24 protein-coding genes are annotated in these 23407 nt (G+C 59.5%); 5 read left to right on the top strand and 19 right to left on the bottom strand.

What is annotated here, in order from left to right; translation table 11 throughout:
* The first annotated feature begins 76 nt into the window (after positions 1–76).
* On the top strand, positions 77–541 hold the full coding sequence (gene nrdG, locus ENTCL_RS19550; protein WP_013367878.1) for an anaerobic ribonucleoside-triphosphate reductase-activating protein: 465 nt from the start codon (positions 77–79) through the stop codon (positions 539–541).
* 1 nt (position 542) lies between these two features.
* Here nrdG and ENTCL_RS19555 read toward each other — a convergent pair whose 3' ends face one another.
* The 12 genes from ENTCL_RS19555 to pmbA form a co-directional block, all read right to left on the bottom strand.
* Positions 543–2453, bottom strand: coding sequence for a BglG family transcription antiterminator (locus ENTCL_RS19555; protein WP_013367879.1), 1911 nt, complete (start codon positions 2451–2453; stop codon positions 543–545).
* 50 nt (positions 2454–2503) lie between these two features.
* A complete protein-coding gene (locus tag ENTCL_RS19560; RefSeq protein ID WP_013367880.1) occupies positions 2504–3655 on the bottom strand; it encodes a lactonase family protein in 1152 nt (383 codons plus the stop codon).
* Between the two features lie 72 nt (positions 3656–3727).
* Positions 3728–4468 carry a 2-dehydro-3-deoxy-phosphogluconate aldolase gene (gene dagF / locus ENTCL_RS19565; protein ID WP_013367881.1) on the bottom strand — a complete coding sequence of 247 codons (741 nt, stop codon included), beginning with the start codon at positions 4466–4468 and terminating at the stop codon, positions 3728–3730.
* Positions 4465–5583: a DgaE family pyridoxal phosphate-dependent ammonia lyase gene (locus tag ENTCL_RS19570; protein ID WP_013367882.1), complete on the bottom strand. Its 1119-nt coding sequence runs from the start codon at positions 5581–5583 to the stop codon at positions 4465–4467. Before ENTCL_RS19570 ends, dagF begins: the two co-directional genes overlap by 4 nt.
* A complete protein-coding gene (locus ENTCL_RS19575) occupies positions 5567–6700 on the bottom strand; it encodes an amidohydrolase/deacetylase family metallohydrolase (RefSeq protein WP_013367883.1) in 1134 nt (377 codons plus the stop codon). Before ENTCL_RS19575 ends, ENTCL_RS19570 begins: the two co-directional genes overlap by 17 nt.
* A 19-nt stretch (positions 6701–6719) precedes the next feature.
* Positions 6720–7364, bottom strand: a complete 645-nt coding sequence (locus tag ENTCL_RS19580) for a DUF4310 family protein (protein ID WP_013367884.1) — start codon at positions 7362–7364, stop codon at positions 6720–6722.
* An 11-nt stretch (positions 7365–7375) separates the two neighbouring features.
* Positions 7376–8152, bottom strand: coding sequence for a DUF4311 domain-containing protein (locus ENTCL_RS19585; protein ID WP_013367885.1), 777 nt, complete (start codon positions 8150–8152; stop codon positions 7376–7378).
* A gap of 61 nt (positions 8153–8213) precedes the next feature.
* The gene (locus ENTCL_RS19590; RefSeq protein WP_013367886.1) at positions 8214–8513 is read right to left on the bottom strand and encodes a DUF4312 family protein; all 300 of its coding nucleotides are present in this window, start codon (positions 8511–8513) and stop codon (positions 8214–8216) included.
* Positions 8514–8515: 2 nt separating this feature from the next.
* Entirely contained in the window at positions 8516–8878 is a 363-nt protein-coding gene (locus ENTCL_RS19595) for an SFCGS family glycine-rich protein (RefSeq protein ID WP_008786042.1), read from the bottom strand.
* Between the two features lie 10 nt (positions 8879–8888).
* A complete protein-coding gene (locus ENTCL_RS19600) occupies positions 8889–9218 on the bottom strand; it encodes a glycine dehydrogenase (protein WP_013367887.1) in 330 nt (109 codons plus the stop codon).
* A 305-nt stretch (positions 9219–9523) separates the two neighbouring features.
* Positions 9524–9913: a cytochrome b562 gene (gene cybC / locus ENTCL_RS19605; RefSeq protein WP_013367888.1), complete on the bottom strand. Its 390-nt coding sequence runs from the start codon at positions 9911–9913 to the stop codon at positions 9524–9526.
* Positions 9914–9967: 54 nt separating this feature from the next.
* The gene (gene pmbA, locus ENTCL_RS19610; protein WP_013367889.1) at positions 9968–11320 is read right to left on the bottom strand and encodes a metalloprotease PmbA; all 1353 of its coding nucleotides are present in this window, start codon (positions 11318–11320) and stop codon (positions 9968–9970) included.
* 94 nt (positions 11321–11414) lie between these two features.
* Here pmbA and yjgA point away from each other — a divergent pair, with 94 nt between their 5' ends.
* Positions 11415–11966, top strand: a complete 552-nt coding sequence (gene yjgA, locus ENTCL_RS19615; protein ID WP_013367890.1) for a ribosome biogenesis factor YjgA — start codon at positions 11415–11417, stop codon at positions 11964–11966.
* A gap of 95 nt (positions 11967–12061) precedes the next feature.
* Here the strand turns inward: yjgA and mpl are convergent, their stop codons facing one another.
* A complete protein-coding gene (mpl, locus tag ENTCL_RS19620; RefSeq protein WP_013367891.1) occupies positions 12062–13435 on the bottom strand; it encodes a UDP-N-acetylmuramate:L-alanyl-gamma-D-glutamyl-meso-diaminopimelate ligase in 1374 nt (457 codons plus the stop codon).
* A 176-nt stretch (positions 13436–13611) separates the two neighbouring features.
* Here mpl and fbp point away from each other — a divergent pair, with 176 nt between their 5' ends.
* Positions 13612–14610, top strand: coding sequence for a class 1 fructose-bisphosphatase (gene fbp, locus ENTCL_RS19625; RefSeq protein ID WP_013367892.1), 999 nt, complete (start codon positions 13612–13614; stop codon positions 14608–14610).
* 43 nt (positions 14611–14653) lie between these two features.
* Here fbp and ENTCL_RS19630 read toward each other — a convergent pair whose 3' ends face one another.
* The 5 genes from ENTCL_RS19630 to ytfQ all read right to left on the bottom strand — a co-directional run bounded on the left by ENTCL_RS19630 (position 14654) and on the right by ytfQ (position 20399).
* Positions 14654–15766, bottom strand: coding sequence for a methyl-accepting chemotaxis protein (locus tag ENTCL_RS19630; RefSeq protein ID WP_013367893.1), 1113 nt, complete (start codon positions 15764–15766; stop codon positions 14654–14656).
* A 94-nt stretch (positions 15767–15860) separates the two neighbouring features.
* Positions 15861–16862 carry a galactofuranose ABC transporter, permease protein YjfF gene (gene yjfF / locus ENTCL_RS19635; RefSeq protein ID WP_013367894.1) on the bottom strand — a complete coding sequence of 334 codons (1002 nt, stop codon included), beginning with the start codon at positions 16860–16862 and terminating at the stop codon, positions 15861–15863.
* On the bottom strand, positions 16849–17874 hold the full coding sequence (ytfT, locus tag ENTCL_RS19640) for a galactofuranose ABC transporter, ATP-binding protein YtfT (RefSeq protein ID WP_157865563.1): 1026 nt from the start codon (positions 17872–17874) through the stop codon (positions 16849–16851). Before ytfT ends, yjfF begins: the two co-directional genes overlap by 14 nt.
* A gap of 10 nt (positions 17875–17884) precedes the next feature.
* Entirely contained in the window at positions 17885–19387 is a 1503-nt protein-coding gene (gene ytfR / locus ENTCL_RS19645; RefSeq protein WP_013367896.1) for a galactofuranose ABC transporter, ATP-binding protein YtfR, read from the bottom strand.
* Between the two features lie 55 nt (positions 19388–19442).
* Positions 19443–20399 carry a galactofuranose ABC transporter substrate-binding protein YtfQ gene (gene ytfQ / locus ENTCL_RS19650; protein ID WP_013367897.1) on the bottom strand — a complete coding sequence of 319 codons (957 nt, stop codon included), beginning with the start codon at positions 20397–20399 and terminating at the stop codon, positions 19443–19445.
* Positions 20400–20693: 294 nt separating this feature from the next.
* On the opposite strand from ytfQ, the gene ppa reads away from it, so the two are divergent.
* Both ppa and ENTCL_RS19660 read left to right on the top strand, forming a co-directional pair.
* Positions 20694–21224: an inorganic diphosphatase gene (ppa, locus tag ENTCL_RS19655; protein ID WP_013367898.1), complete on the top strand. Its 531-nt coding sequence runs from the start codon at positions 20694–20696 to the stop codon at positions 21222–21224.
* A 217-nt stretch (positions 21225–21441) separates the two neighbouring features.
* Positions 21442–23022, top strand: coding sequence for a methyl-accepting chemotaxis protein (locus ENTCL_RS19660; protein WP_013367899.1), 1581 nt, complete (start codon positions 21442–21444; stop codon positions 23020–23022).
* A 39-nt stretch (positions 23023–23061) separates the two neighbouring features.
* Here ENTCL_RS19660 and ENTCL_RS19665 read toward each other — a convergent pair whose 3' ends face one another.
* Positions 23062–23406 (bottom strand): gamma-glutamylcyclotransferase family protein, encoded by a 345-nt coding sequence (locus tag ENTCL_RS19665; protein WP_013367900.1) that lies wholly within the window; start codon positions 23404–23406, stop codon positions 23062–23064.
* Position 23407: the final 1 nt, after the last annotated feature.

Raw genomic sequence — 23407 nt, forward strand, 5'->3', positions numbered from 1 at the left:
GCGCTTACCGGGCCTACCAACCGCACTCTTATTGTAGGCCGGGTAAGCGCAGCGCCACCCGGCATGGTTATACGTTATGAATTACCACCAGTACTACCCGGTTGATATTGTCAACGGCCCCGGCACGCGCTGCACCCTGTTTGTTTCCGGGTGCGTTCACGAGTGCCCCGGCTGCTACAACAAGAGCACCTGGCGGCTGAACTCCGGTATGCCGTTCACCCAGGAGATGGAGGATCGCATCATCGCCGATCTGAACGACACCCGCATTAAGCGCCAGGGAATTTCGCTGTCCGGCGGCGACCCGCTGCATCCGCAGAACGTGGCGGACATTCTGCGTCTGGCGCAGCGCGTACGCGCGGAGTGCCCGGGGAAAGACATCTGGGTATGGACCGGCTACAGGCTTGAAGAGCTTAACGATGCGCAGATGGCGGTCGTCAACCTGATCAACGTGCTGGTCGACGGCAAGTTCATGCAGGATCTTAAGGACCCGGCGCTTATCTGGCGCGGCAGCAGCAACCAGGTCGTCCATCACCTGCGCTGAGTCAGAAGCGGCTCACGCACTCCATTGCCAGCGTTTTAAATTCGGTAAAATCGCCGCAGGCGCACAGCCGCGCCATCGCCCGCTCACGCAGGAAGGTGACGAAGATATCGTAGATGGCCATCGCCTCTTCATATTCGCTCTTGCTGATCGCCAGCAGGAAAATAACGTGGGCGGTTTCATCGCCCCAGGCGATCCCCTGCGGGGCCAGCACGGTATAGACCACCGTTTTCTTTGCCAGCAGCCCCAGGGCGTGGGGCAGCGCGATGCCGTCGCCCAGCATGGTGCTGACGATAGCCTCACGCTCCACCACCGAATCGACAAAATCGCCGTCGACAAACCCCTCTTCGCGCAGCTGCTGGCACAGCTCGCGGAACAGCGTGTGCTGGTCGATCGGTGTATCAATAATACGGAAATGGCGGGCGTCGAAGTACTTTTCCAGCATCCACGGGCGGGTTCTGTCGACCAGCACCAGCTTGCCTATCTGCTCAAGCTGGTAGTCCGTAGGAAACGGCGACACCACCACTACCGGCTTATCTTTTTCCGCCGCCCGCGCGGTGGAAACCACAAAATCTTCGCTGATGGTCTCACGCTGCTCATAGTCGCGCAGCGAAATGGCGCCGGTCATCTCCAGCTGCGGATATTTGCGCTGCAGCACCGCTTCAATCATCCGCGCCATGGCGTTGCCGGCGTCGCACACCAGCAGCACCCGCGGCTGGCGCTGGTAGCCGATGTTGTAGTGCCGCTCCAGCCCAACGCCGATGTGCAGCACCAGAAAGCCGATTTCGTTTTCGCTGATGGTCCACGGGGTGTACTTACTCCAGCCGGAGACTGCCGCGAGGGTCATATCCCAGGCCATCGGGTAGTGCTGTTTGATGTTTTCGAGCAGCGGGTTGGGGATCATTATCTGATAGCGCACCCGGGTGATCATGGTTTTGATATGCGTCAGCAGGTCGGCATGCAGCTGCGCATCGCTAAGCAGGTTGTAGTTATAGTGGCTGTTGATGTACTGCAGGATGTAGTTCACCAGCGCTTCGTCATCGTCGGCGTTGATCTGGCTTGGCGCGATATCCTGCACCTGGCGGGCGGCAATATGCACCCGCAGCCAGCTCTCTTCCGAGGCGGCCAGAGTTTTCCCGGCCAGCTGCTGGATAACGCCGGCAATCTCCCGCGCCGCCTGCAGCACGCTCTCATCGACGTCATCGGCGGAAAATTCCGGCAGCGGATAGCCTTCGCTGATGCGCCGCACCGCCACCGCGCAGTACAGCCGGACAAACAGCTCGCCCTCGTCGGTCAGGCGGATATGCCAGCGGCTGAACGTCTCCTGCAGCGCGCGCTCCAGCTCTTCCGGCACCCCGGCGTTCAGCGCCTCCTGCGTCAGCAGCGGATGCTGGCTGTCCTGCTGCGCCAGCTGCCAGAGCAGATCCGTCAGGCAGGCGCGAATCGACATTTCGCTGCCGAACAGCTTCACGCCGTGGCGCGGGCGGGTTTCCAGCGTCAGCTGATAGCGCGCCAGCCATTCGCGCACTTCGGCCATATCGCCCTGCAGCGTCGCGCGGCTGACGAACCACTCGTCGGCAAGATCTTCAAGCTTGAGGGAAAATGCGGAGGTGAGAAAGCGCACCATCAGATACTGCACCCGCTCGCTGGCGGTACGCGGCACCCGCAGCGCACGCGGGCGAGAATCCTGCAGCGACTGATAGCGCGCAGGGTCGTCGATATGGAGCTGATAGCCGCTGCCGCGGCTGAGAATAAACTGCGCGCCGTGCTGCGCCAGCAGGGCATTAAGCGCCGTAATATCGGCCCGAACGGTACGCGTGGAAACGGAAAGCCGCTGCGCCAGCTCGTCCTGCGGCAGGGTTTCGTTTTGCAACATATCAAACAATTGCGCCAGGCGTTGATTCGGGAATCGCACTACCGTTTTCCTCTCTTTCAGAACGGGCGCCTGCGCGCCCGCCGTACAGCTTATGGGGTCGGTGAAATCACCATTTGTGACGGACTGCCTACCGCCGTATAGCCCGGCTCAAAGGTCAGCTTGCCGGTGTGCGGCGCCACCCGAAAACGGGTGATGTTGTCGCTGCGCTGGTTCATGGCGTACAGCCAGCCGCCTTTGCTGTCGAGCGTCAGGGTGCGCGGGTAGTCGCCGCGGGTCCAGACGTCATCCTGACGCACCAGCTGCCCGTCAGCAGATACCGTAAAGTGTGCAATGCTGTTATGCAAACGGTTGGCGACATACAGCTGTTTGCCATCCGGGCTCAGCGCCAGTCCTGCGGCAAAGCTGGTCCCTTTGTACTCTTTGGGCAGCGAAGAGACGGTTTTGCCCTCAGTCAGCGTACCCTTCGCGACATCAAGCCGGTAGTGGGTCAGCGTTGACGCCTCTTCGTTGATTAACCATAGACCATCGCCCTTCGGGGTGAAGACAAAATGACGCGGCCCGGCGCCTTTTGACGACGCCGCGATAAACGGCGGATCGTTCGGCGTCAGCCTGCCGGTCGCCTCATCCAGACGATACTGATAGATCCGATCCAGCCCCAGATCCGTCGAAAACACGAATTTCCCCTGCGGATCGGCGGCGATCATATGCGCATGCGGTCCGTTATGATCGCTGATGGCAAAGCTGCCCTCCACCGCCGCCTCCGGCTTCCCGGCGCCCGCCGGACCGCTGTCCTGCCGCGTGTCGCTGGCCTCTCCCAGGCTACCATCTTCTTTCACCGGCAGCACGGCAATGGTGCCGCTGACGTAGTTCGCCACCAGCAGGTGGCGGCCGCCCGGCGTCAGCGACAGATAGACCGGCCCGGCGCCGCCCGACGAAACCTGGTTCAGCGCGGTCAGCTCACCGTTGGGCGCAATCCGCCACGCCTGCACGACGCCCTTTTCCACTTCGCTGGCGGCGTACAGCGTCTTACCGTCATGGGAAACGGTGAGCTGTGCGGCGTTCGGCAGCTGGCTTACCAGCGTTTTATCGCGTAAATCGCCGGTGCCGGGATCGACGGTAAAACGGTACAGCCCCTCGCCGTTGGGATTATAGGTGCCGACCCAGGCAAACTGCGTTTGCGCCGAGGCGGCGGTGGCGAGCAGAGAAAATGAAGCGACAAGCAGATGACGTGCAGAAAGCATGGTGACTCCTTGACGGTGGCGGTGTGTTTTCCCCTCTCCCCCGCAGAGGAGAGGAGGGAGGGGCAATCGACGCTACTTCACCAGCGTTTTGGTGATATCCAGCAGACGGCGCACGTCCTCAGGGCGCGTATCGCCGCTGTCTTTATCAATGATCGAGCTGTAGATATGCGGAATGATCCTGCTGACGCCCGCGTCGAGGGCGATTTTCAGGATCTCGCCGTAGTTTTCCAGATCGATCCCGCCGGTCGGCTCCAGCCAGAAATCGTGACGGGCGCAGGCTTCAGCCACGGCCTGATATTCGTCACGGCTCTTCAGGCCGCCCATCGGGAAATATTTCACCGAGCTGCACCCCATGTCTTTCAGCAGCGCGATCGCCGTCTCGATGGGGACAATGCCGTCCTGCGCCCTGCTGCTCAGCGGGCCGGTGGAAATTTTCACCATGCCCGGCGTGCCGGTCGGCGACACCAGACCGTTGACCACCGTCTCGTTCTGACCGAGCAGCGCGCGGCTGGTCGCCACGCCGGTGAACACCTGGTTGACGTGCTGCGGCTGCACCTCGCGGGCGATGTCGCTCACCATCTGCGACTGGTTCGGATCGCCTGCGCCAAGACCCACCGACAGCGCGTTATCGATAAGCGCCGCGTACTCGCGCATGTCGGCGACCGCCGTGGCGACGTCCGGGTAGTTCTTCGACAGCACGCCGACCAGCACGTGGCCTTCGGCGGCTTCGTAAATGGCGCTCGCATTGGCTTTAGACCCCGCCAGCACGTTCAGGCAAACACGGTCCCGGTAAAAATTCGGGGTCAGCTTCATGCGTTTTTCTCCTTGTTCAGCACGTCCGCAATACGGCGCGCCACAATGTCCAGCTGCTGCGCGTTTACGCTGCGTACATCGGCTTCAATAATGCCTTCGTTGGCCTTGTAGCCGCGGAAGTAAATGGCGTATTCGCCCTGCTTGAGCGCGTTGACCAGCTCGCCCGTGGCGATGCCGGTGACGGCTTCGTTAAATTTGATTTCGCTGCGGGCGATGTCGCGCCCGGCGCTGTCCCAGACCACGCGAGCTGAGACGCCGTCGATGGCGTTCAGCGCGGCGATGAACGGCGTCATTTTTTCCACCATCTGCGCGCCGCTCTCTTTTTCCGCCGTCAGATAGTGCTCGATGGCGCAGGTCAGGCCGAGGATGCCCTCTTTACCCACCTTCATCGCGCGGCCGATGCCCGCCGTCTGGCGTTTTACCCACTCGACGTACTGGGTTTTGCCGACGACCAGACCGCTGGTCGGCCCTTCAATGGCCTTCGCGCCGCTGTAGATAACCAGATCCGCGCCGGAGCGGTAGTAGCACTGCAGATCTTCTTCCGCCGCCGCATCGACGATCAGCGGTACGTTGTGCTTACGCGCTACGACCACCGCCTGCTCGACGCTGAGCATGCTCTTCTGCACGCAGTGGTGCGATTTGATGTACAAAATGGCGGCCGTACGCGGAGAAATGGCCGCCGCCAGCTGATCGGCGGAGCACTCGTTGGCGTAACCGGCTTCGACCACCTTACCGCCGCCCAGCGCCACCATGGTGCCGACCGGGGCGCCAAAGTTGACGTTGTGGCCGCGCGGCAGCACGATTTCGTTGTTTTCAATCACCGTGCTGTGCAGGTTCTCCAGCAGCCAGTCGCTGTCCTTCACCAGGACGGCGGCCACCGACTGGGCAATCCCGGCGGAGGCGCAGGACACCACGGTCGCGCCCTCAACGTCCAGCAGGCGCGCGATGTACTCTCCGGTCTTGTTGACCAGATCTTTCATTTCGAAGTAGTGGTTCATGCCGTTCATCACCGCCTCGACCACTTCCGGACGCGGCGTTGAAACGCCCAGCGCCGTCATACGGCCGGAGGTATTAATGACTTGTTTTAACTGGTACTTCTCATAAATCGAAGGCATGTTCTGCACTCCCCTGTTCGGTCATATACCCTTTACCCGCGCGGATCGCGGCCAGCGGCACCAGATCCTGGTCCGCCTGCAGGGCGTCGTTTTCTGCATCCACCAGCGTGATAGGCTGGCGTTTTAAGGTGAAAATGGTGAGATCGGCGTCATAGCCCGGCGCCAGATGCCCTTTGTTTTTCAGCCGTACCGCGTCGGCGGCGTGCGTGGTGACGCAGGCAATCACCTGCGGCAGCGACATGCCGAGGGCGAGGAATTTCGCCATCACCCTTGAGAGCGAATGCACCGGCCCGCTGATGCGGTTGCGGCAGTAAATATCGGAGCTGATGGTGTGCGGCAGAATGCCCATCGCGATGGCTTTTCTCGCCACCTCGAAGCTCAGGCTCGCCGTCCCGTGGCCGACGTCAAGCCTGACGCCGCGCCGGAGCGCGCCGGACACCGAAGCGCGCAGCTCGCCTGCGGGCGTCAGGATACGGTTCGGTTTGCCGTTATAGCAGTGGGTGATAATGTCGCCGGAGGTCAGCAGCGCGGCTATCTCATCCAGGTTTGGCGGATTGTTGCCGATGTGCACCATCAGCGGCAGAGAGCCGTTGGCCTGCTGAATCGCCTTGGCGCGCTCAAGCGGCGTAATGCCGTTCTCGCCCACCACGCTGCTGCTCATCCGCGCCTTCAGGCCGACGATAAAATCAGGGTGGCGCTTAATCGCCGCGGCGGCGGCATCGGCGTCAATGTTCTCCATATTCGCCAGCTCGTTTTGCGCAATCAGCCCCACCCGGGAGATGTTGAGCAACGCATAAACGTCGGTGACCGCCTGGCGGGTCAGCGCGTAGAAGGTATCCACATCATCCGCGCCGGTGCTGCCCGCATCGATAACCGTGGTGACGCCGGTGGCGATCCCCACGCTGTCCGGCTCGTCGTGATAAATCGGCGACTGCGGGTAGCAGTGGACGTGAAGATCGATCCACCCGGCGCTGACGTACTGCTCGCCGTTGAGGTCGACGACCTTCGTCGCCGCCTCGTCGATATCGCCCATTGCCGCAATTTTGCCGCCCTGAATGGCGATATCCGTTACCGTATCGTCCACCAGGCGCGCGCGTTTAAGCACTAAATCAAACATCTCTTACTCCTTGCAGACCTTAGCCGATCGCCACCGGGAAGATGGAACCGAGGATCATCGCGCCGAGAATGGCGCCGCCGGTGATCGGCTTCTGCCAGATATAGAACAACAGCGCGCCGGCCAGAGAGCCGATACCAATAGGAATCGACGCGGTCATGGCGCTGAGGATAATCAACGGCCCAAGGAAGCGGCCGGAGGCGTTGCCCGCGCCCATCATGACGTCCGCGCCGTAGGTGGAGTCGCTCTGGTTAATGGTGAACTTACGCGCCAGGATGATGACGTAGCCGATCGCCAGGCCAATCGCCAGACCGGTGACCAGCGACGCGCCGAAGTTCGCTACCGGGAAGACGATCCCGGCGCCCAGCAGCAGCGCCGGAACGCCGAGGCCGACACCGGTCTGGATCGCGCCGCCGATATCGAGGATCCCGACCAGCGAGCCTTCGATGATGCGCGCGAAGAGGAAGCTCGCGCCGAACGCCGCGACCGCGCCGTAGGCGCCCGTGTCGATACCGGCTTTGAGCATCGCCACGAAGGCGACTTCGTTAAACGCGCCGATACCGTAGAGGTAGTACATGTGCGTCCCGGCAAACACGCCGGAGGAGAGCAGACCGACAAAAATCGGGAACGACCAGTCGGCGTACCAAAAACCTTTATTCTGTTCCATGCGTTATCCCCTTATTTGCCGCTCAGCGCGTTGTGAATCAGATCCAGCCAGTTCGGCACGGTCAGGTGGAAGGATTCGATCATCTTCATGTCGAAGCCGCGGAAGAAGGCGCTCAGCACGAACAGGGCGACGATCGCGGACATCATCACTTTGGTGACGCGATGCCAGCCGCTCTCTTCAACGCCTTTACCAATCAGGATGCCCAGCACCAGGCCCGGGACGGCGTTGCCCATAATGAGCTGCGCGGCGCCGCCGAAAATGGTGGCCCAGAAGCCGGATTTTTTACCCGCGTCAATCGCCGCCAGCCAGAAGATAACCGGCATCACGGTGTTGACCAGCAGGTTGGCCGCCGGTACCAGCACTTTGACCGCCGTGACCTGCAGCGCCGCCGGAACGGCGGAGGCGGTGGAGTTAAGGAACGCCACCACAATCATGCCGATGATGCCGCAGGCGATAGCCATTTTTTTCGGGTCGTGCAGCGTTTGCGCGACGTTGCGGTTTTTCATCATCAGCGCCGCCGCGCCCCAGTTCGGGATAATGCGGTGGTCAACGTCCTGGGTGAAGGCGCCTGCGGCGACCGACGATGCCCAGGCGTTAAAGAAGAAGCCGAGACCAAAAGAGAAGTGTGAAGCCGGGTCGCCCTCGCAGGAGTTGAGTTCGCCCAAAGTACGAAATGCCCCCATCCCTTGCGTGGTGGGTGCATGAAACATGCGCGCAGCGCCTGCGCCCACGCCGACGCCTACCAGGCCGCCGATAATGAGCGATTTTATTAATATAATTAAGAACATGTGTCTGCCCTTTTCCTACCCTGCTATCTGTCGCCAGAGCCGCCAGCGCGTCGGGTATGAGTTATTGAGACGTGACGAACTCCACCTTGTCGAGGTTTAGCGCAGTCACGCTGACGGTTACATCCAGTTCGACGCTGAACGTGCGTCGTTCCCGGCGCAGAAAGAAGAACAAGAACGCCTCTTTTCGCACCGCTTCCCGCGCATGAATCACCTCCACATCCTGGGGTTCAATACGCAGTAAGATATGCGGCGATGCTTTCATCACCGCGGCCTGAACATGGCTCAGGGCATCCGCAAAGGCGCGTGCTTTGGCCTCGCCTTTGCCCTTGACCCTCACCGTTGTGGTGAATTGTTCTTTCATACTTAAGCGCCGTATTTTTTCTGCCAGGCCTGCACCAGACGCTCGCCCAGCTCTTCTTTATCCATGAAGCCGAAGCCCAGCACGTTGCAGCCTTCGTTAATCGCCGTTACGCCCTCATCCACAGAGCGCATGCCGTACTTCGCCTTGTAGCCGTATTTGGTCTGCGCGGTGATAGCGCCTGCGCCGCCGCTGCCGCAAAACGAGATGCCGAAGGTCGCGTTTTCCGCTTTCATTACGTCGCCAAGCTTCATATCTGCGGCAACGCCTGGCACTACAACGGCGCGGCCGCCCGCTTTCTCAACGCCTGCGGCGACTTTCTGACCTTTGCCCAGACGATCGCCAATCACTACGGTAATTTGTTCCATGTTTTGCTCCTTACAGGTTTTCTTTCGCCACTTCGAAGTGCACTGACAGCAGCCAGGCCTCTTCATCCGGAAGATTGCCGAATGCGGCGACCACTTCGCGGGCAAGCGTCATTGAATCGGGTGAAATTTCTTCGAACAGGCTGGCTTCGACTTCCGGCAGCGGCTCACCGGTAATCGACCGGTGCGCCATGGCGCGGACATGCGATGTCAGCATTTGCTCCTGGACCGCGTTCGGGATGATGTCGTGACGTTTGAGCAGGCTGTACACCTCGCCCAGCATGCGTGTGGCAAGCTCTTCTGTCCGATTCCCGACGTCGTTATTCACTACTGCGTTGTTCACTCATCTGACCCCATTAATTGCGTCTGATATACAACGTAGCCCTGGGGGATGTCGGTTTGTAGCGAGTTGTTTTCCACTTCGAAGTGGAAAGGCGGGCAGCAAGAGTGATCTGTTCCACATAATTCGGCTGAATACGTACTTTTCGCTAAATTACTGTGATGAACATCACGTGAAGATGCTGAATTGCGTCGGGAAAATAAAATGAAAAAGCGTGCGCTGGATCGCAGGAAATAAGCGTCTCTTATGAAGGAAAAGCAGGAAACGCGAAGAAAACGCCCCGTTGCGCTGCACGGGGCGAGAAGGATTTAGCGGTACTTCTGATGGTAGGTGTTGCGGGTGGCCGCGATATCGGCCGCCACCGCCTGGGCTTCCTTCAGCTTGCCTTCATCAACGAGCTTCAGCGCGCTGTCGATCTGCCCGATCAGCGTGTCAAAGCCGTGGCGGTAATCTTTCATTTCCGCGCTGTCGGCGGCTTTACCTTCCAGCTTCGACGGCGTCTGCTTCTGGGCGTCCTGCGCGGCGGTGCGCATTTTGGTCAGCGCGGTTTTGAGCTCGCCCGCGTTGTCGCTTTTCTGCACCACTTTCAGGTTTGTCGCCAGGACTTCCATATCGTCGCCGATATCCGCAAACGCCGGAGCCGCAGCCCCCATCGCAAGCGTTGATACCGCCAGAATAGCCAAAAGTTGTTTACGCATTGCTCACTTCCTTTTTGTTTTTAAAGGCGCAGCAGGTCGCGCCGGTATATGCATTTATTGCCCGGCGATTTTCATCTCCGGCAGCAGTACACTACCACACTGGATATTGCTACGAGTCTCAATATCATCAGCGATGGTGACGATATTACGCCACATATCCTGCAGATTTCCGGCAATGGTGATTTCACTGACGGGATACTGGATCTCGCCGTTTTCCACCCAGAAGCCTGACGCGCCGCGGGAATAGTCGCCGGTAATGCCGCTTACACCCTGGCCCATCAGCTCCGTCACCACAAGGCCGGTTCCCATCTCTTTAAGCAACTTTGCAAAACTCAGGCCGCGGCCCGCAATGCGCCAGTTATGGATGCCGCCCGCGTGCCCAGTGCTCTTCAGCCCCAGCTTGCGCGCGGAGTAGTTGGTCAGCAGCCATTGGGTCAGCACGCCGTCTTTGATGATGTCGCGACGCTCGGTGCGCACGCCTTCGCTGTCAAACGGCGTGGACGCCAGCCCTTTTCGCAAATGCGGATGCTCTTCGATGGTCAGCCAGTCCGGCAGGATCTGTTTACCCATGGAGTCCAGCAGGAAGGTCGATTTACGGTATACGGCGCCGCCGGCAATCGCGCCCACCAGATGGCCGAACAGGCCGGTCGCGACCTCGTTGGCGAAAATCACCGGCGCCTGCATGGTGGCAAGCTTGCGCGGCGACAGACGAGACAGCGTGCGGCGGGCGCACTCGGCGCCGACCCACTCCGGATTTTGCAGATCTCCCATGGCGCGGCCGATGGTATAGGCGTAGTCACGCTCCATCTCGCCGTTTTCTTCGGCAATCACGCAGCTTGAAAGCGAATGGCGCGTGGAGCAGTAGCTTTGCAGCATGCCGTGGCTGTTGCCGAACACCTTGATGCCGTAATGGCTGTTAAAGCTGCCGCCTTCGGTATTGGTGATGCGCTTGTCGACGTCGAGCGCCGACTGCTCGGCGCGCGCCGCCAGCTCAATGGCCTGATCCGGGGTCACCTCCGCCGGGTGGAAGAGGTCGAGATCCGGCGCGTCAAACGCCAGCAGCTCTTTTTCCGCGACGCCCGCGAACGGATCCGGCGAGGTGTAGCGCGCGATATCCAGCGCCGCCTGCACGGTGCGGGCAATGGCGTCCGGGCTTAAGTCCGTCGACGATGCGCTGCCTTTACGGTTCTGATGGTAAACCGTAATGCCAAGCGCCCCGTCGCTGTTGAATTCAACGTTTTCCACTTCGCCGTAGCGCGTGCTGACGCTGATCCCGGTCGATTTGGTGACCGATACTTCTGCGCCATCAGATTTGCCTGCCGCCAGCTCCAGCGCGGTGGAGACGGCCTTTTCCAGCGCTTTACGCTGTTCTGCTACCTGAGTGATGACTTTCATCGCTAATGCCATAATGTAGAGGTAAGTTTAGTGAAGTCTAACAGAGAACCGTTTTTCAGTGCGCACCTTAACTGGTAACATGAGCCTCTTTTTTAAGGAGCCTGAGATGACAAAGCAGCCCAAAGACTGGCTCGACGACGTGCCCGGTGACGACATCGACGATGAAGATGATGAGATTATCTGGGTCAGCAAAAGCGAAATTAAACGCGACGCCGAAGAGTTAAAACAGCTCGGCGCAGAAATGGTTGAGCTGGGTAAAAACGCGCTGGATAAAATCCCGCTGGATGACGATCTGCGCGCCGCGATTGAGCTGGCGCAGCGCATCAAGAAAGAGGGCCGCCGCCGCCAGCTGCAGCTGATTGGCAAAATGCTGCGTCAACGCGACGTCGAGCCGATTCGCCAGGCGCTGGATAAGCTGAAAAACCGCCATAACCAGCAGGTCGCCCTGTTCCATAAGCTGGAGCATCTGCGCGATCGCCTGATTGTCGACGGCGATGATGCGGTAGCGGAAGTGCTGAACCTGTGGCCGGAGGCCGATCGCCAGCAGCTGCGTTCGCTTATCCGCAATGCACAGAAAGAGCGGGACGGGAACAAGCCGCCGAAGTCCGCGCGCCTGATTTTCCAGTATCTGCGCGAACTGGCGGAAAACGGCGAGTAAGCCGCTGCGATTTTGTGCCGGACGGCGGCGTAAACGCCTTATCCGGCCTACAGAATCACGCAAAATACAGGCCCGGTTAAGCACCGGGCTTTTTTTTACTCTGCGGCTTCGGCTTTTTTCGCAAGGCCAGCCAGCAGCTTCTGGTGGATACCGCCAAACCCGCCGTTGCTCATCACCAGAATGTGATCGCCCGGCTGCGCGGTTTTGACAATCATGTCCGCCAGCGTATCCACGTCAGCACTCCAGTGCGCAGGCTGGACGCAGGCGTCCGCCACTTCCGCTACCTGCCACGGAATATGCTGCGGCTGCAGCAGGAACACCTCATCGGCGCGTCCGAGCGACGGCGCGAGATCGTCTTTGCACACGCCCATTTTCATGGTGTTGGAGCGCGGCTCCAGCACGGCGATAATCCGCGCCGTACCGCCGACTTTGCCGCGCAGCGCCTGCAGCGTGGCGAGGATCGCCGTCGGGTGATGGGCGAAATCGTCATACACCGCAACGCCGTTGGCTTCGCCGCGCAGCTCAAGACGGCGGCGGGCGTTGATGAACGAACCCAGCGCCTGGGCCGCATCGCCCGGCTGCACGCCAACGTGACGCGCGGCGGCAATCGCCATCAGGCCGTTGTTCATATTGTGCTCGCCGACGAGGCCCCACTTCACCTCGCCGACCTTTTCACCGTCCAGCCATACTTCCCATTCGGACGCGTCGGTGCTGATTTTTTTCGCCTGCCAGTGGCCCTGCTCGCCGACCAGCTCCTGCTCGCTCCAGCAGCCCAGCGCCAGCGTCTGCTTCAGATTGATGTCGCTTTCCGGCCAGATAATCCGTCCCTGCCCCGGCACGATGCGCACCAGGTGATGGAACTGTTTCTGAATGGCTTTCAGGTCGTCAAAAATGTCCGCATGGTCAAACTCAAGGTTGTTGAGGATGAGCGTGCGCGGGCAGTAGTGGACGAATTTGGAACGCTTGTCGAAGAAGGCGCAGTCGTATTCGTCCGCTTCGATAACAAAGAACGGGCTGTCGCCCAGCCGCGCGGAGACGTCGAAGTTCCCCGGTACGCCGCCGATGACAAAGCCGGGCTTGTAGCCGCAGGCTTCGAGGATCCAGGTCGCCATCCCGGCGGTGGTGGTTTTACCGTGGGTACCGGCTACCGCCAGCACCCAGCGATCGCGCAGCACGAAATCGTGCAGCCACTGCGGGCCGGACATGTACGGAATGTTCTTTTCCAGCACCGCTTCGACGCACGGATTACCGCGGGTCATCGCATTGCCGATGATCACCAGATCCGGCTGCGAATCGAGCTGGCTGGCATCATAACCCTGAATTAAATCAATACCCTGCTGCTCCAGCAGCGTGCTCATCGGCGGATACACATTGGCGTCCGAACCCGTTACTTCGTGGCCCAGAGAGCGCGCCAGCATTGCCAGACCGCCCATGAAGGTGCCACAGATCCCCAAAATATGAATGCGCATACGTCATTATCCTTTCTTTTAGCTGGCGCACATTTTACCCACATGTGAGACGGCTGAGAAACGCATTTCGGGTAAATCCGTATTTAGCTGGCGCGATTCACCTGAGCGCGACGGATGAAATATTTGTTAAGATTGTTGCGGTCGCTTTACTCCATATAAATTGCAGGGAAAGTGTTATGAAAACGTTAGGTGAATTTATTGTCGAAAAGCAGCACGAGTTTTCGCATGCCACGGGTGAACTCACTGCTTTGCTGTCGGCGATAAAGCTCGGCGCCAAGATCATCCACCGCGATATCAATAAGGCCGGTCTGGTCGATATCCTGGGTGCCAGCGGTGCTGAAAACGTACAGGGCGAGGTGCAACAAAAGCTCGACCTGTTCGCCAATGAAAAGCTGAAAGCTGCGCTGCGGGCGCGCGATATCGTGGCCGGTATCGCGTCGGAAGAAGAAGATGAGATCGTCGTTTTCGAAGGCTGTGAACACGCCAAATACGTTGTGCTGATGGACCCGCTTGATGGCTCCTCCAACATCGACGTTAACGTCTCTGTCGGCACCATTTTCTCCATCTATCGCCGCGTTACTCCGGTCGGTACGCCGGTAACGGAAGAAGACTTCCTGCAGCCTGGTAACAAGCAGGTGGCGGCCGGTTATGTGGTGTATGGCTCCTCCACCATGCTGGTGTATACCACCGGCTGCGGCGTTCATGCCTTTACCTACGACCCGTCGCTGGGCGTTTTCTGCCTGAGCCAGGAACGCATGCGCTTCCCGGTAAAAGGCAACATGTACTCCATTAACGAAGGCAACTACATCAAATTCCCGGCGGGTGTGAAAAAGTACATTAAGTTCTGCCAGGAAGAGGACAAAGCCACTCAGCGTCCTTACACCTCGCGCTATATCGGTTCCCTGGTTGCGGATTTCCACCGTAACCTGCTGAAAGGCGGGATTTACCTCTACCCAAGCACCGCCAGCCATCCTGAAGGCAAACTGCGCCTGCTGTACGAATGCAACCCGATGGCGTTCCTCGCCGAACAGGCGGGCGGTAAGGCCAGTGACGGTAAAGAACGCATTCTGGATATCCTGCCGTCAAGCCTGCACCAGCGCCGCCCGTTCTTCGTCGGCACTGAGCATATGGTCGACGACGTCGAACGCTTTATCCGCGAATACCCGGACGCGTAAAAGCGCCCCTGCCCCTCTCCCCGCCGGGGAAAGGGGCAATTCCTCAGGAGGCCTGGAAACGGAACGACGCCATCGCCTCCAGCAGCTCGCGGGATTGTTCCTCCAGCGATCGGGTCGCCGCCGACGACTGCTGCACCAGCGCCGCATTCTGCTGCGCGGTTTCATCCATCTGGCTCACCGCAATGTTCACCTGTTCAATACCCCGGCTCTGCTCCTGAGAAGCGCTGGCAATTTCGCGCATCAGTTTGGTCATCCGCATCACCTCAGAGGCGATTTCGTCCATGGTTTCCCCCGCCTGCTGCGCCAGATCGCTGCCTTCGCTGACGTGGGTCTGGGAATCACTGATGAGCTGGCGAATCTCTTTTGCCGCATCGGCGCTGCGGCTTGCCAGGTTACGCACCTCACCGGCAACCACCGCGAAACCGCGCCCCTGTTCGCCCGCCCGCGCCGCTTCAACCGAGGCGTTCAGCGCCAGAATATTCGTCTGGAAGGCAATGCCGTCGATAACGCCAAGAATATCGGCGATACGGTTAGAACTGCCGGAGATATCGCGCATCTTCTCGATGACGTAGCAGACCATTTCGCTGCCGCGATCGGCGGTATCGGAGACCGTTTTCGCCATCTGGTGCGCCTGCCCGGCGTTGTCCGCATTCTGCTTCACCGTCGCGGTAATCTGCTCCATGCTGGCGGCGGTCTGCTCAAGCGAGGTGGCGGTAGACTCCGTACGCTGCGCCAGGTGGTTGTTGCCCGCCGTCAGCTCGCGGCTGCCAATATCGATTTGCGAACTGGCGTCGCGCACGCGCATGACGGATTCGCTTAGCGCCGCGCGCATATCGCCCATCGCGGCATTAAGGCGATTAAATTCCGCGCTGACCATACGGCTGGCCACCGGGGATAAATCGCCCGTCGCAAGCCGCTCAATTTGCTCAACAACGTTGTCCAGCGGTTTTAACAGCTTATTGCTCAGCAGTAACCAAATCACCAGCAGCAGACCGATCGCCGCAAGCGTTGTCGCCGTCATCACTCCATAGTAAACCCAGGAGGTAATGATGCGGGTCGAGGCGTACAGCCCCATGCCGCCCGCCAGCAATAAGAGCAGAGTAAGCGCAGACAATAGAACCAGCAGACTTGTTCGAACAGAGAGGGATATGGGCATTGTGAGTTTTCCGGTTGTAGAGGTTGATCCGATCTTTACAGAAACTATCGACTACAACCGGAAAAAGTTTAGCGCTTTCAGTAAATTAAAGATGTTACTTCAGTGTTGCCGCTGTGTTTATCCTCGTTACCGGCGCACTCTGGCGATTTTCCCACAGCACGGTCAAACCACGCTGTAGGGCAATGAAAATAAACAACAAAATACCGATGGCGATTTTGGTCCACCACGAGCTAAGGGTGCCGTCAAAGTTAATGTAGGTCTGAATCAACCCCTGAATGCCAACGCCGAACAGCGTGCCCAGCACCGTCCCCACGCCGCCGCTCAGCAGCGTACCGCCAATCACCACCGAGGCTATCGCGTCGAGCTCAACCCCAACCCCCGCCAGCGCGTATCCCGCCTGGGTATAAACGGAGAAGACGATACCGGCAAGCGTAGCAAGCCCGGTCGACAGCATGTAAATCCGGATGGTGGTGCTGCGGGTGGAGATCCCCATCAGGTTCGCCGACGCGGCGCTGCCGCCGATGGCGTACACCTGGTTGCCAAACCGCGTGCGATGGGCCAGGACTATCCCGACCACCACCACCAGCAGCATCAGCAGCCCCATCGCGCTCAGACGTCCGCCGCCGGGGAGGGTCCACGCCAGATCGGACAATCGGTCGTACAGCGGGTGGTTGATCGGGATAGATTCCTCAGAAACCAGATAGCTTATGCCGCGTAAGAAGAACATCCCGGCAAGCGTCATGATAAACGCCGGGATCTTCAGCGCGTCTATCAAAAATCCCATCAGCGCGCCAAAAGCGCAGCCCATCGCCAGCACCAGCGGAAAGGCCGCCAGCGGCGATAGCCCCCAGAAGCCGATCGCTTTCGCCAGAAACACGCCGGTAAAGGCGATCACTGAACCCACCGAGAGATCGATCCCGCCGGAGAGGATCACAAAGGTCATGCCGACGGCGATGATCCCGAGAAACGCGTTATCGGTCAGAATGTTGCAGATAACCCGGGTGGAAGCGAACCCCGGAAACTGGGTCAGGCAGTAGAGATAGCCGAGGATAAACACCCCGAGGGTGATCATCAACGGCAGGTTACGTTTTATCATGACCGCGCGCTCCTTTAAGTAAGCGGATAAAGCGCGGCGACTGCACGATCAGCACGCAGAGCACCACCACCGCTTTCACCACCTGATTCAGCTCCGGCTGAAAACCCGACAGCAGGATCCCGGTGTTCATCCCCTGAATAATCAGCGCCCCCACCACCGACAGCAGCAGGTTAAAGCGCCCGCCCATCAGCGAACCGCCGCCGATCACCACCGCCAGGATGGCGTCCAGCTCCAGCCACAGCCCGGCATTATTGGCATCAGCGCCGCGAATATCCGCCGCGACAATCACCCCGGCAACGGCGGCGCATACGCCGCTCAGCACGTAGGTCAGCATCACCACAATGCGGGTATTCACCCCGGCGTTTTTCGCGGCGCGAATATTAATGCCGACCGCCTCGATGAACATGCCGAGCGCGGTTTTGCGGGTGAACAGCCAGAAGATAACCAACGTCGCCAGCGCGACGATCGCCGGTGTGGGAAACAACAGCAGAGAACCGCTGCCTATCCAGCCCAGCGAAGCGGAGTCGAAAGTGACGATTTGCCCGGTGGTGATCAGCTGCGCCACGCCGCGCCCGGCCACCATCAGGATGAGCGTGGCGACGAATGGCTGGATCCTGAGGATAGCGACCAGGATACCGTTCCACAGCCCCGCCAGCACGCCGGTCCCCAGCGCGGCCAGCAGCACCACCGGCAGGCTGTGTCCGGCCACCACCATCGACGCCGCCGTCGCCCCGGCGATAGCCATCACCGCCCCTACCGACAGGTCGATACCGCCGGTGGCGATCACCAGCGTCATACCGATAGCCAGCAGCGCAACGGGCGCGGCGCGGTTAAGAATATCGACAGGGCTGCCGAACAGCCGCCCGTCCTGCAGCACCACCTGGAAAAAATGCGGCGCCACGAGGCTGTCGACCAGCAGCACGAGGGCCAGCGCCGCCAGCTGCGGCATCCCCGTAGGCAAACGCAGCCGCCGTTCAGGTTTGCCGGTTTGTGGTAGAGAGTGTGGCATCACATCGCGCTCCTTATGCCGCAATAGCATTCATGATGGCCGGAACGGACAGCGCCGTCAGCGGGATCTCCGCCACCTGCCGACGGTCGCGCATGATGATCACCCGATCGGCATAGCCCACCAGCTCCTCCAGCTCCGACGAAATCACCAGCAGGGCCAGCCCGTCGGCGCACAGGGTTTCGATAAGCCGGATAATCTCCGCGTGCGCGCCGACATCGATACCGCGCGTCGGCTCGTCAAGGATCAGAAACTGCGGGCGCGTCAGCAGCCAGCGGGAAAGCAGCACCTTTTGCTGGTTGCCGCCGGAGAGAAATTCCACCGGCTGCTCGGCGCCGGGCGTGCGGATCCCCAGCTGGCGGATAAAGCGTTCCGCTATCTCCTGCTGCTCGCGGCGCGGGATCGGCCGCAGCCAGCCGCGCTGCGCCTGTAGCGCCAGAATAATGTTCTCGCGCACCGAGGCGGCGGCAATGATGCCGTCGGTTTTACGATCCTCCGGACAAAAACCGATCCCCAGGCAGGAGGCCTGGCGCGGCGAGCGCAGCGTCTGCGGCTTGCCCTTGATTTCCGCGCGGCCGCTGTCGGCCGGCCGGATGCCGAAAATAACCTCGGCGGTTTCGGTACGCCCGGAGCCAAGCAGGCCCGCCAGCCCGACGATTTCGCCTGGGCGGACCTGTAAATCGAACGGCGCGACCACCCCTTTTCTGCCGTAGCCGCTGAACGCCGCTACCGGCCTGTCGCTCAGCAGCGTACGCCCGGCGCGCTGCAGGGCGTTATTCTCCAGCTCGCGCCCCAGCATCATTTTTACCAGCTCGATTTGCGACAGCTCGCGGGTTTCGCGGCAGCCGACAAAGCTACCGTTGCGCAGCACGGTAATGCGGTCGCTGACCTGATAAACCTGGTCCAGAAAGTGGGTGACGAAGATCAGGCTGACGCCCTGGGCGCGCAGCTGGCGCATCAGGGTAAACAGCATCTCCACCTCCTGGGTATCGAGGCTGGCGGTGGGTTCGTCGAGGATCAGCACTTTGGCGGAAAGATCGATAGCGCGGCAGATAGCCACAATCTGCTGCATGGCGACGGAAAAGCGGTTGAGGGGCTCGCGGACATCAAGAGAAAATCCGTAGGAGGCCATCAGCGCTGCGGCGCGCCTCTCCATCTCTTTACGGCGCAGAAAGCCAAAGCGCCGCGGTTCGCGGCCGATAAACAGGTTATCCGCTACCGACATATTGGGCAGCAGGTTCACCTCCTGATAGACTGTGCCGATCCCCAGCTGCTGCGCATGGGCGGTGTTTTTTGGGGAGATCGCCTGGCCTTCGAGCCAGATGGTGCCGCGATCAGCGTGATAAACGCCGGTTAATGCCTTGATAAGCGTCGATTTTCCGGCGCCGTTTTCCCCCAGCAGCGCCATAATTTCACCGCGGCGCAGGCTGAAATCCACATTATCCAGCGCCGTTACGCCGGGAAAGAACTGGCAGAGCCCCTCGGTGCGGAGGATTTCCTGGTGCGTGTCAGCGGTCATCGTCGATTCCCCTCACCCGAGCCCTCTCCCCGCCGAGGGGAGAAGACGCAGACGCTTAGTAGCCCATATTTTTCTTCTTCTCTAACTCCACCTTCGCCGTATCCGGCAGATAGAGCGTCGACTGGGTCAGGGTCAGCTTCGGCGGCATCGTGCCGTCTTTTTTGTATTTTTCCAGCGCGTCAAACGCCGGGCCCGCCATGTTCGGCGTTAGCTCAACGCTGGCGTTGGCTTCACCGTCCATCATCGCCTTATAGATATCCGGTACGCCGTCGATTGAGCCGGTCAGGATATCTGTGCCGGGCTTCAGCCCCGCCTCTTTGATGGCCTGAATCGCGCCGATCACCATGTCGTCGTTATGGGCGAAAACCATGCAGATGTTTTTGCCGTTGTTTTCCGCTTTGATAAAGCTCTCCATCACCTCTTTACCCTTGCTGCGGGTAAAGTCGCCGGACTGGGAGCGGATAATCTTAATGTTCGGGTCTTTGGCGATAGCCTCAGCGAAGCCTTTCTTACGGTCAATGGCCACGCTCGCGCCGACCGTCCCCTGCAGCTCAACCACGTTGCAGGGCTTGCCGTTGAGGGTTTTGATAAGCCAGTCGCCGATAAGCTGGCCTTCCAGCACGTTGTTGGCGGTCACGGTGGTCATGTACAGCGATTTATCTTTCACATCAATGGAGCGGTCGAGCAGGAACACCGGAATTTTGGCCTCTTTGGCCTCTTTCAGCACTGGCTCCCAGCCCGTCGCCACCACCGGGGCAATAAAGATGGCGTCAACGCCCTGGGCGATAAAAGAGCGAACGGCTTTGATCTGGTTTTCCTGCTTTTGCTGACCGTCGGCAATTTTCAGCGTGATGCCGCGTTTTTCAGCCTCGCTTTTCGCCACATTGGTTTCGGCGGCGCGCCAGCCTGATTCAGAACCGACCTGGGAAAATCCTACGGTTAATGGCGCAGCCATCGCCATAGACGACATAGCTGCGGAAACAGCGGAGACAAGAAGTAAGCGCTTCCACATAAGGGTATCCTCGTAGGGTTATTGTTGATGAAAACGTCACCTGCCGAAAAACTATAGACAAAGGTCGATGTAACAAGATGCGTTACATCACACTTCATAAAAGTGAAAACTTGATTTGTAAGCGCTTTCACAACCGTATTCATGATGTAGCTATGTTTATGGATTTTTCGACTGCAAAAAGGCGAGGAAAAACGAAGCGGCGCGCCGTGCGGCGCGAAAAGAAGCGAAGACATTTACCCTGAGTTGGCTATAATACCCGCCACTTGTTTGCCACACATTTCTAAGGAAACAAACATGAGCTTACTGAACGTCCCGGCGGGCAAAGAACTGCCAGAAGATATCTACGTTGTTATCGAGATCCCGGCTAACGCTGATCCTATCAAATACGAAATTGATAAAGACACCGGCGCGCTGTTTGTTGACCGCTTCATGTCTACCGCGATGTTCTATCCGTGCAATTACGGTTACATCAACCACACCCTGTCTCTGGACGGTGACCCGGTAGACGTGCTGGTCCCGACGCCGTACCCGCTGCAGCCGGGCTCTGTGATCCGCTGCCGTCCGGTCGGCGTTCTGAAGATGACCGACGAAGCCGGTGAAGATGCGAAGCTGGTTGCGGTGCCGCACACCAAGCTGAGCAAAGAGTACGATCACATCAAAGATGTGAACGACCTGCCGGAACTGCTGAAAGCGCAGATCGCGCACTTCTTCGAGCACTACAAAGACCTCGAAAAAGGCAAGTGGGTGAAAGTTGACGGTTGGGACAATGCTGAAGCTGCAAAAGCGGAAATCATTGCCTCCTACGAGCGCGCGCAGAAGAAATAATTCTGCTCGTCCCGAAAACACCGCCTCCGGGCGGTGTTTTTGTTTTCAGCAGCCGCTGGCGAAATTTAGCGCTGTCATAAAATTGTCATAACTAAATAACTCTCTCGTTTTTAACGACATAACGCAAACCGACGCAAATCCCCTTCCGTATGCGGTAAAGTCCCCGCCCGCCGTGACGATATCTGTGGCAGTCATTCACCGTGAGAACTGCAAAAGCATGAAACTGAATCAACTGACCATCGGCCAACGGCTGGGCCTGATGGCCACGCTGCTATTACTGGCAATGCTGTTTATCGGCCTGCGCGGGCTGGTTATCAACAGCAACAGCTTTAGCCAAAACCAGGCGATGATGGCGTCTGAGAAACGGCTTGCCGACAGTATTGATACCGCCCGCAACGCCCAGGTACAATTCAAGATTCAGGTCCAGGAGTGGAAAAACACCCTGCTGCGCGGCGGCCAGGGCCAGGAGGCGTTTGAGAAGTACAAAGCGGCGTTTATCAGCCAGAGCCAGAAAACCCAGCAGCTGCTCAAACAGCTGAGCGACCTGCTGCCGCAGTTGGGTCTCGACAACCGCGCAGTGGAACAAACCCGCCAGCTGCACGCCGGGCTTGAACAACGCTACCTTGCCGCCCTGCAGCAATACGTAATTACCGACCCGGGCAGCCCGCAGCGCGTTGACCATCTGGTAACCGGCATCGATCGCGAACCCACCCGTATGATAGACGAGGTTGTTGCCCGTACGCTGCAACACGCCGAGGCGATTCATCAGCAAACCGACGCGCGCAATCTGGCGCAGTTTCAGCAGACCCGGCTGATGCTGCTGCTGGCGATGGCGCTCACCCTGCTGGCCGGCATCGCCATTACCTGGTGGCTGGTGCGCAGCATTACCCAGCCGCTGGCGCAGGCGGTCACCATCGCCCGGCGCGTAGCGTCAGGCGATTTGCAGGCCACTATCGCCGTTGCCGGTAAAGACGAAACGGCGGGGCTGATGCAGGCCCTGCAGGACATGAACGCCAACCTGACGCAGATCGTTTCCGGGGTGCGGCGCGGCACGGAATCTATCGCCACCGCCTCCGCGCAGATTGCCGTCGGCAGCCGCGAACTGTCGTCACGCAATGAGGCGCAGGCCAGCGCGCTGGAGGAAACGGCGGCCTCGATGGAGCAGTTGACGTCGGTCGTGAAAAGCAATGCCGATAACTCACGCTTTGCCAGCGAAATCGCCCGCGACGCCTGCGCAATTGCCGGTCAGGGCGGTCAGGCGGTGGAGCGCGTGGTGCAAACGATGAGCGAGATCCACCAGCTTTCTAGCGAAATCAACAATATCATCGGCGTGATCGACAGCATCGCCTTTCAGACCAATATTCTCGCGCTTAACGCCGCGGTAGAAGCCGCGCGCGCAGGCGCCGAGGGCCGGGGATTCGCCGTCGTGGCCGCGGAAGTCCGCGCGCTGGCGCAGCGCTCGGCCTCAGCAGCGCAGGATATTCGCCATCTTATTGATAATTCGGTTAACCGCATTGCCGACGGTAACGCCCAGGTGCAAAACGCCGGGTCGGCGATGGAGGAGATCCTGCAGAGCGTTAAGCGGGTAAATGAGCTGGTGGAGGCCATCTCAATGACCAGCCATGAGCAGAGCACCGGGATCGATCAGGTGAATATCGCCGTCACGCATATGGATACCGCCACACAGCAGAACGCGACGCTGTCGCAGGAGTCGTCAGCCGCGGCGCAGGCGATGCACCGCCAGGCGGAAACGCTGCTGGAAACGGTCAGCGTCTTTAAGCTGCGTCAGGCGCTCTGAATCATAAAAAACAACGCCACCCGAAGGTGGCGTTGTTTATCAGTACTCGTCCCTGTCTAACCAGTTCCCGCTTTCAATCAGCGTTAACCCGTCGACCGGGCGTTGGTACACATACATCCATGCACTTCCATACGGTGTCTGAATCAAATGGCGAGCATACTCCCCGCCTTTGGTACGTAGCGCATCAAGCTCGGCAAGCGTGGAGGCGTCGACGCGATAAACTTCACCCTGTACCGTGCCGTTTCCCGGCACCGCGCCTGGATAGTGGCCCAGGCTGTACAGCTGATAATCGTCAACGCTGTGCGCGCCCAGGAGCTGGGCGTTCGTCATCCAGTGGCTGTTGCCTTGCTTGCGTCGCAAACTGCCGTAAACAAATATTCGCATT

Source organism: [Enterobacter] lignolyticus SCF1, assembly GCF_000164865.1.
GTDB lineage: Bacteria > Pseudomonadota > Gammaproteobacteria > Enterobacterales > Enterobacteriaceae > Enterobacter_B > Enterobacter_B lignolyticus.

Bases quoted from the DNA above. Each gene is read 5' to 3' on its own strand.
- nrdG (WP_013367878.1), top strand. From the start codon at position 77: ATGAATTACCACCAGTACTACCCGGTTGATATTGTCAACGGCCCCGGC.
- ENTCL_RS19560 (WP_013367880.1), bottom strand. From the start codon at position 3,655: ATGCTTTCTGCACGTCATCTGCTTGTCGCTTCATTTTCTCTGCTCGCC.
- dagF (WP_013367881.1), bottom strand. From the start codon at position 4,468: ATGAAGCTGACCCCGAATTTTTACCGGGACCGTGTTTGCCTGAACGTG.
- ENTCL_RS19570 (WP_013367882.1), bottom strand. From the start codon at position 5,583: ATGCCTTCGATTTATGAGAAGTACCAGTTAAAACAAGTCATTAATACC.
- ENTCL_RS19575 (WP_013367883.1), bottom strand. From the start codon at position 6,700: ATGTTTGATTTAGTGCTTAAACGCGCGCGCCTGGTGGACGATACGGTA.
- ENTCL_RS19580 (WP_013367884.1), bottom strand. From the start codon at position 7,364: ATGGAACAGAATAAAGGTTTTTGGTACGCCGACTGGTCGTTCCCGATT.
- ENTCL_RS19585 (WP_013367885.1), bottom strand. From the start codon at position 8,152: ATGTTCTTAATTATATTAATAAAATCGCTCATTATCGGCGGCCTGGTA.
- ENTCL_RS19590 (WP_013367886.1), bottom strand. From the start codon at position 8,513: ATGAAAGAACAATTCACCACAACGGTGAGGGTCAAGGGCAAAGGCGAG.
- ENTCL_RS19595 (WP_008786042.1), bottom strand. From the start codon at position 8,878: ATGGAACAAATTACCGTAGTGATTGGCGATCGTCTGGGCAAAGGTCAG.
- cybC (WP_013367888.1), bottom strand. From the start codon at position 9,913: ATGCGTAAACAACTTTTGGCTATTCTGGCGGTATCAACGCTTGCGATG.
- pmbA (WP_013367889.1), bottom strand. From the start codon at position 11,320: ATGGCATTAGCGATGAAAGTCATCACTCAGGTAGCAGAACAGCGTAAA.
- yjgA (WP_013367890.1), top strand. From the start codon at position 11,415: ATGACAAAGCAGCCCAAAGACTGGCTCGACGACGTGCCCGGTGACGAC.
- mpl (WP_013367891.1), bottom strand. From the start codon at position 13,435: ATGCGCATTCATATTTTGGGGATCTGTGGCACCTTCATGGGCGGTCTG.
- fbp (WP_013367892.1), top strand. From the start codon at position 13,612: ATGAAAACGTTAGGTGAATTTATTGTCGAAAAGCAGCACGAGTTTTCG.
- ENTCL_RS19630 (WP_013367893.1), bottom strand. From the start codon at position 15,766: ATGCCCATATCCCTCTCTGTTCGAACAAGTCTGCTGGTTCTATTGTCT.
- yjfF (WP_013367894.1), bottom strand. From the start codon at position 16,862: ATGATAAAACGTAACCTGCCGTTGATGATCACCCTCGGGGTGTTTATC.
- ytfR (WP_013367896.1), bottom strand. From the start codon at position 19,387: ATGACCGCTGACACGCACCAGGAAATCCTCCGCACCGAGGGGCTCTGC.
- ytfQ (WP_013367897.1), bottom strand. From the start codon at position 20,399: ATGTGGAAGCGCTTACTTCTTGTCTCCGCTGTTTCCGCAGCTATGTCG.
- ppa (WP_013367898.1), top strand. From the start codon at position 20,694: ATGAGCTTACTGAACGTCCCGGCGGGCAAAGAACTGCCAGAAGATATC.
- ENTCL_RS19660 (WP_013367899.1), top strand. From the start codon at position 21,442: ATGAAACTGAATCAACTGACCATCGGCCAACGGCTGGGCCTGATGGCC.
- ENTCL_RS19665 (WP_013367900.1), bottom strand. From the start codon at position 23,406: ATGCGAATATTTGTTTACGGCAGTTTGCGACGCAAGCAAGGCAACAGC.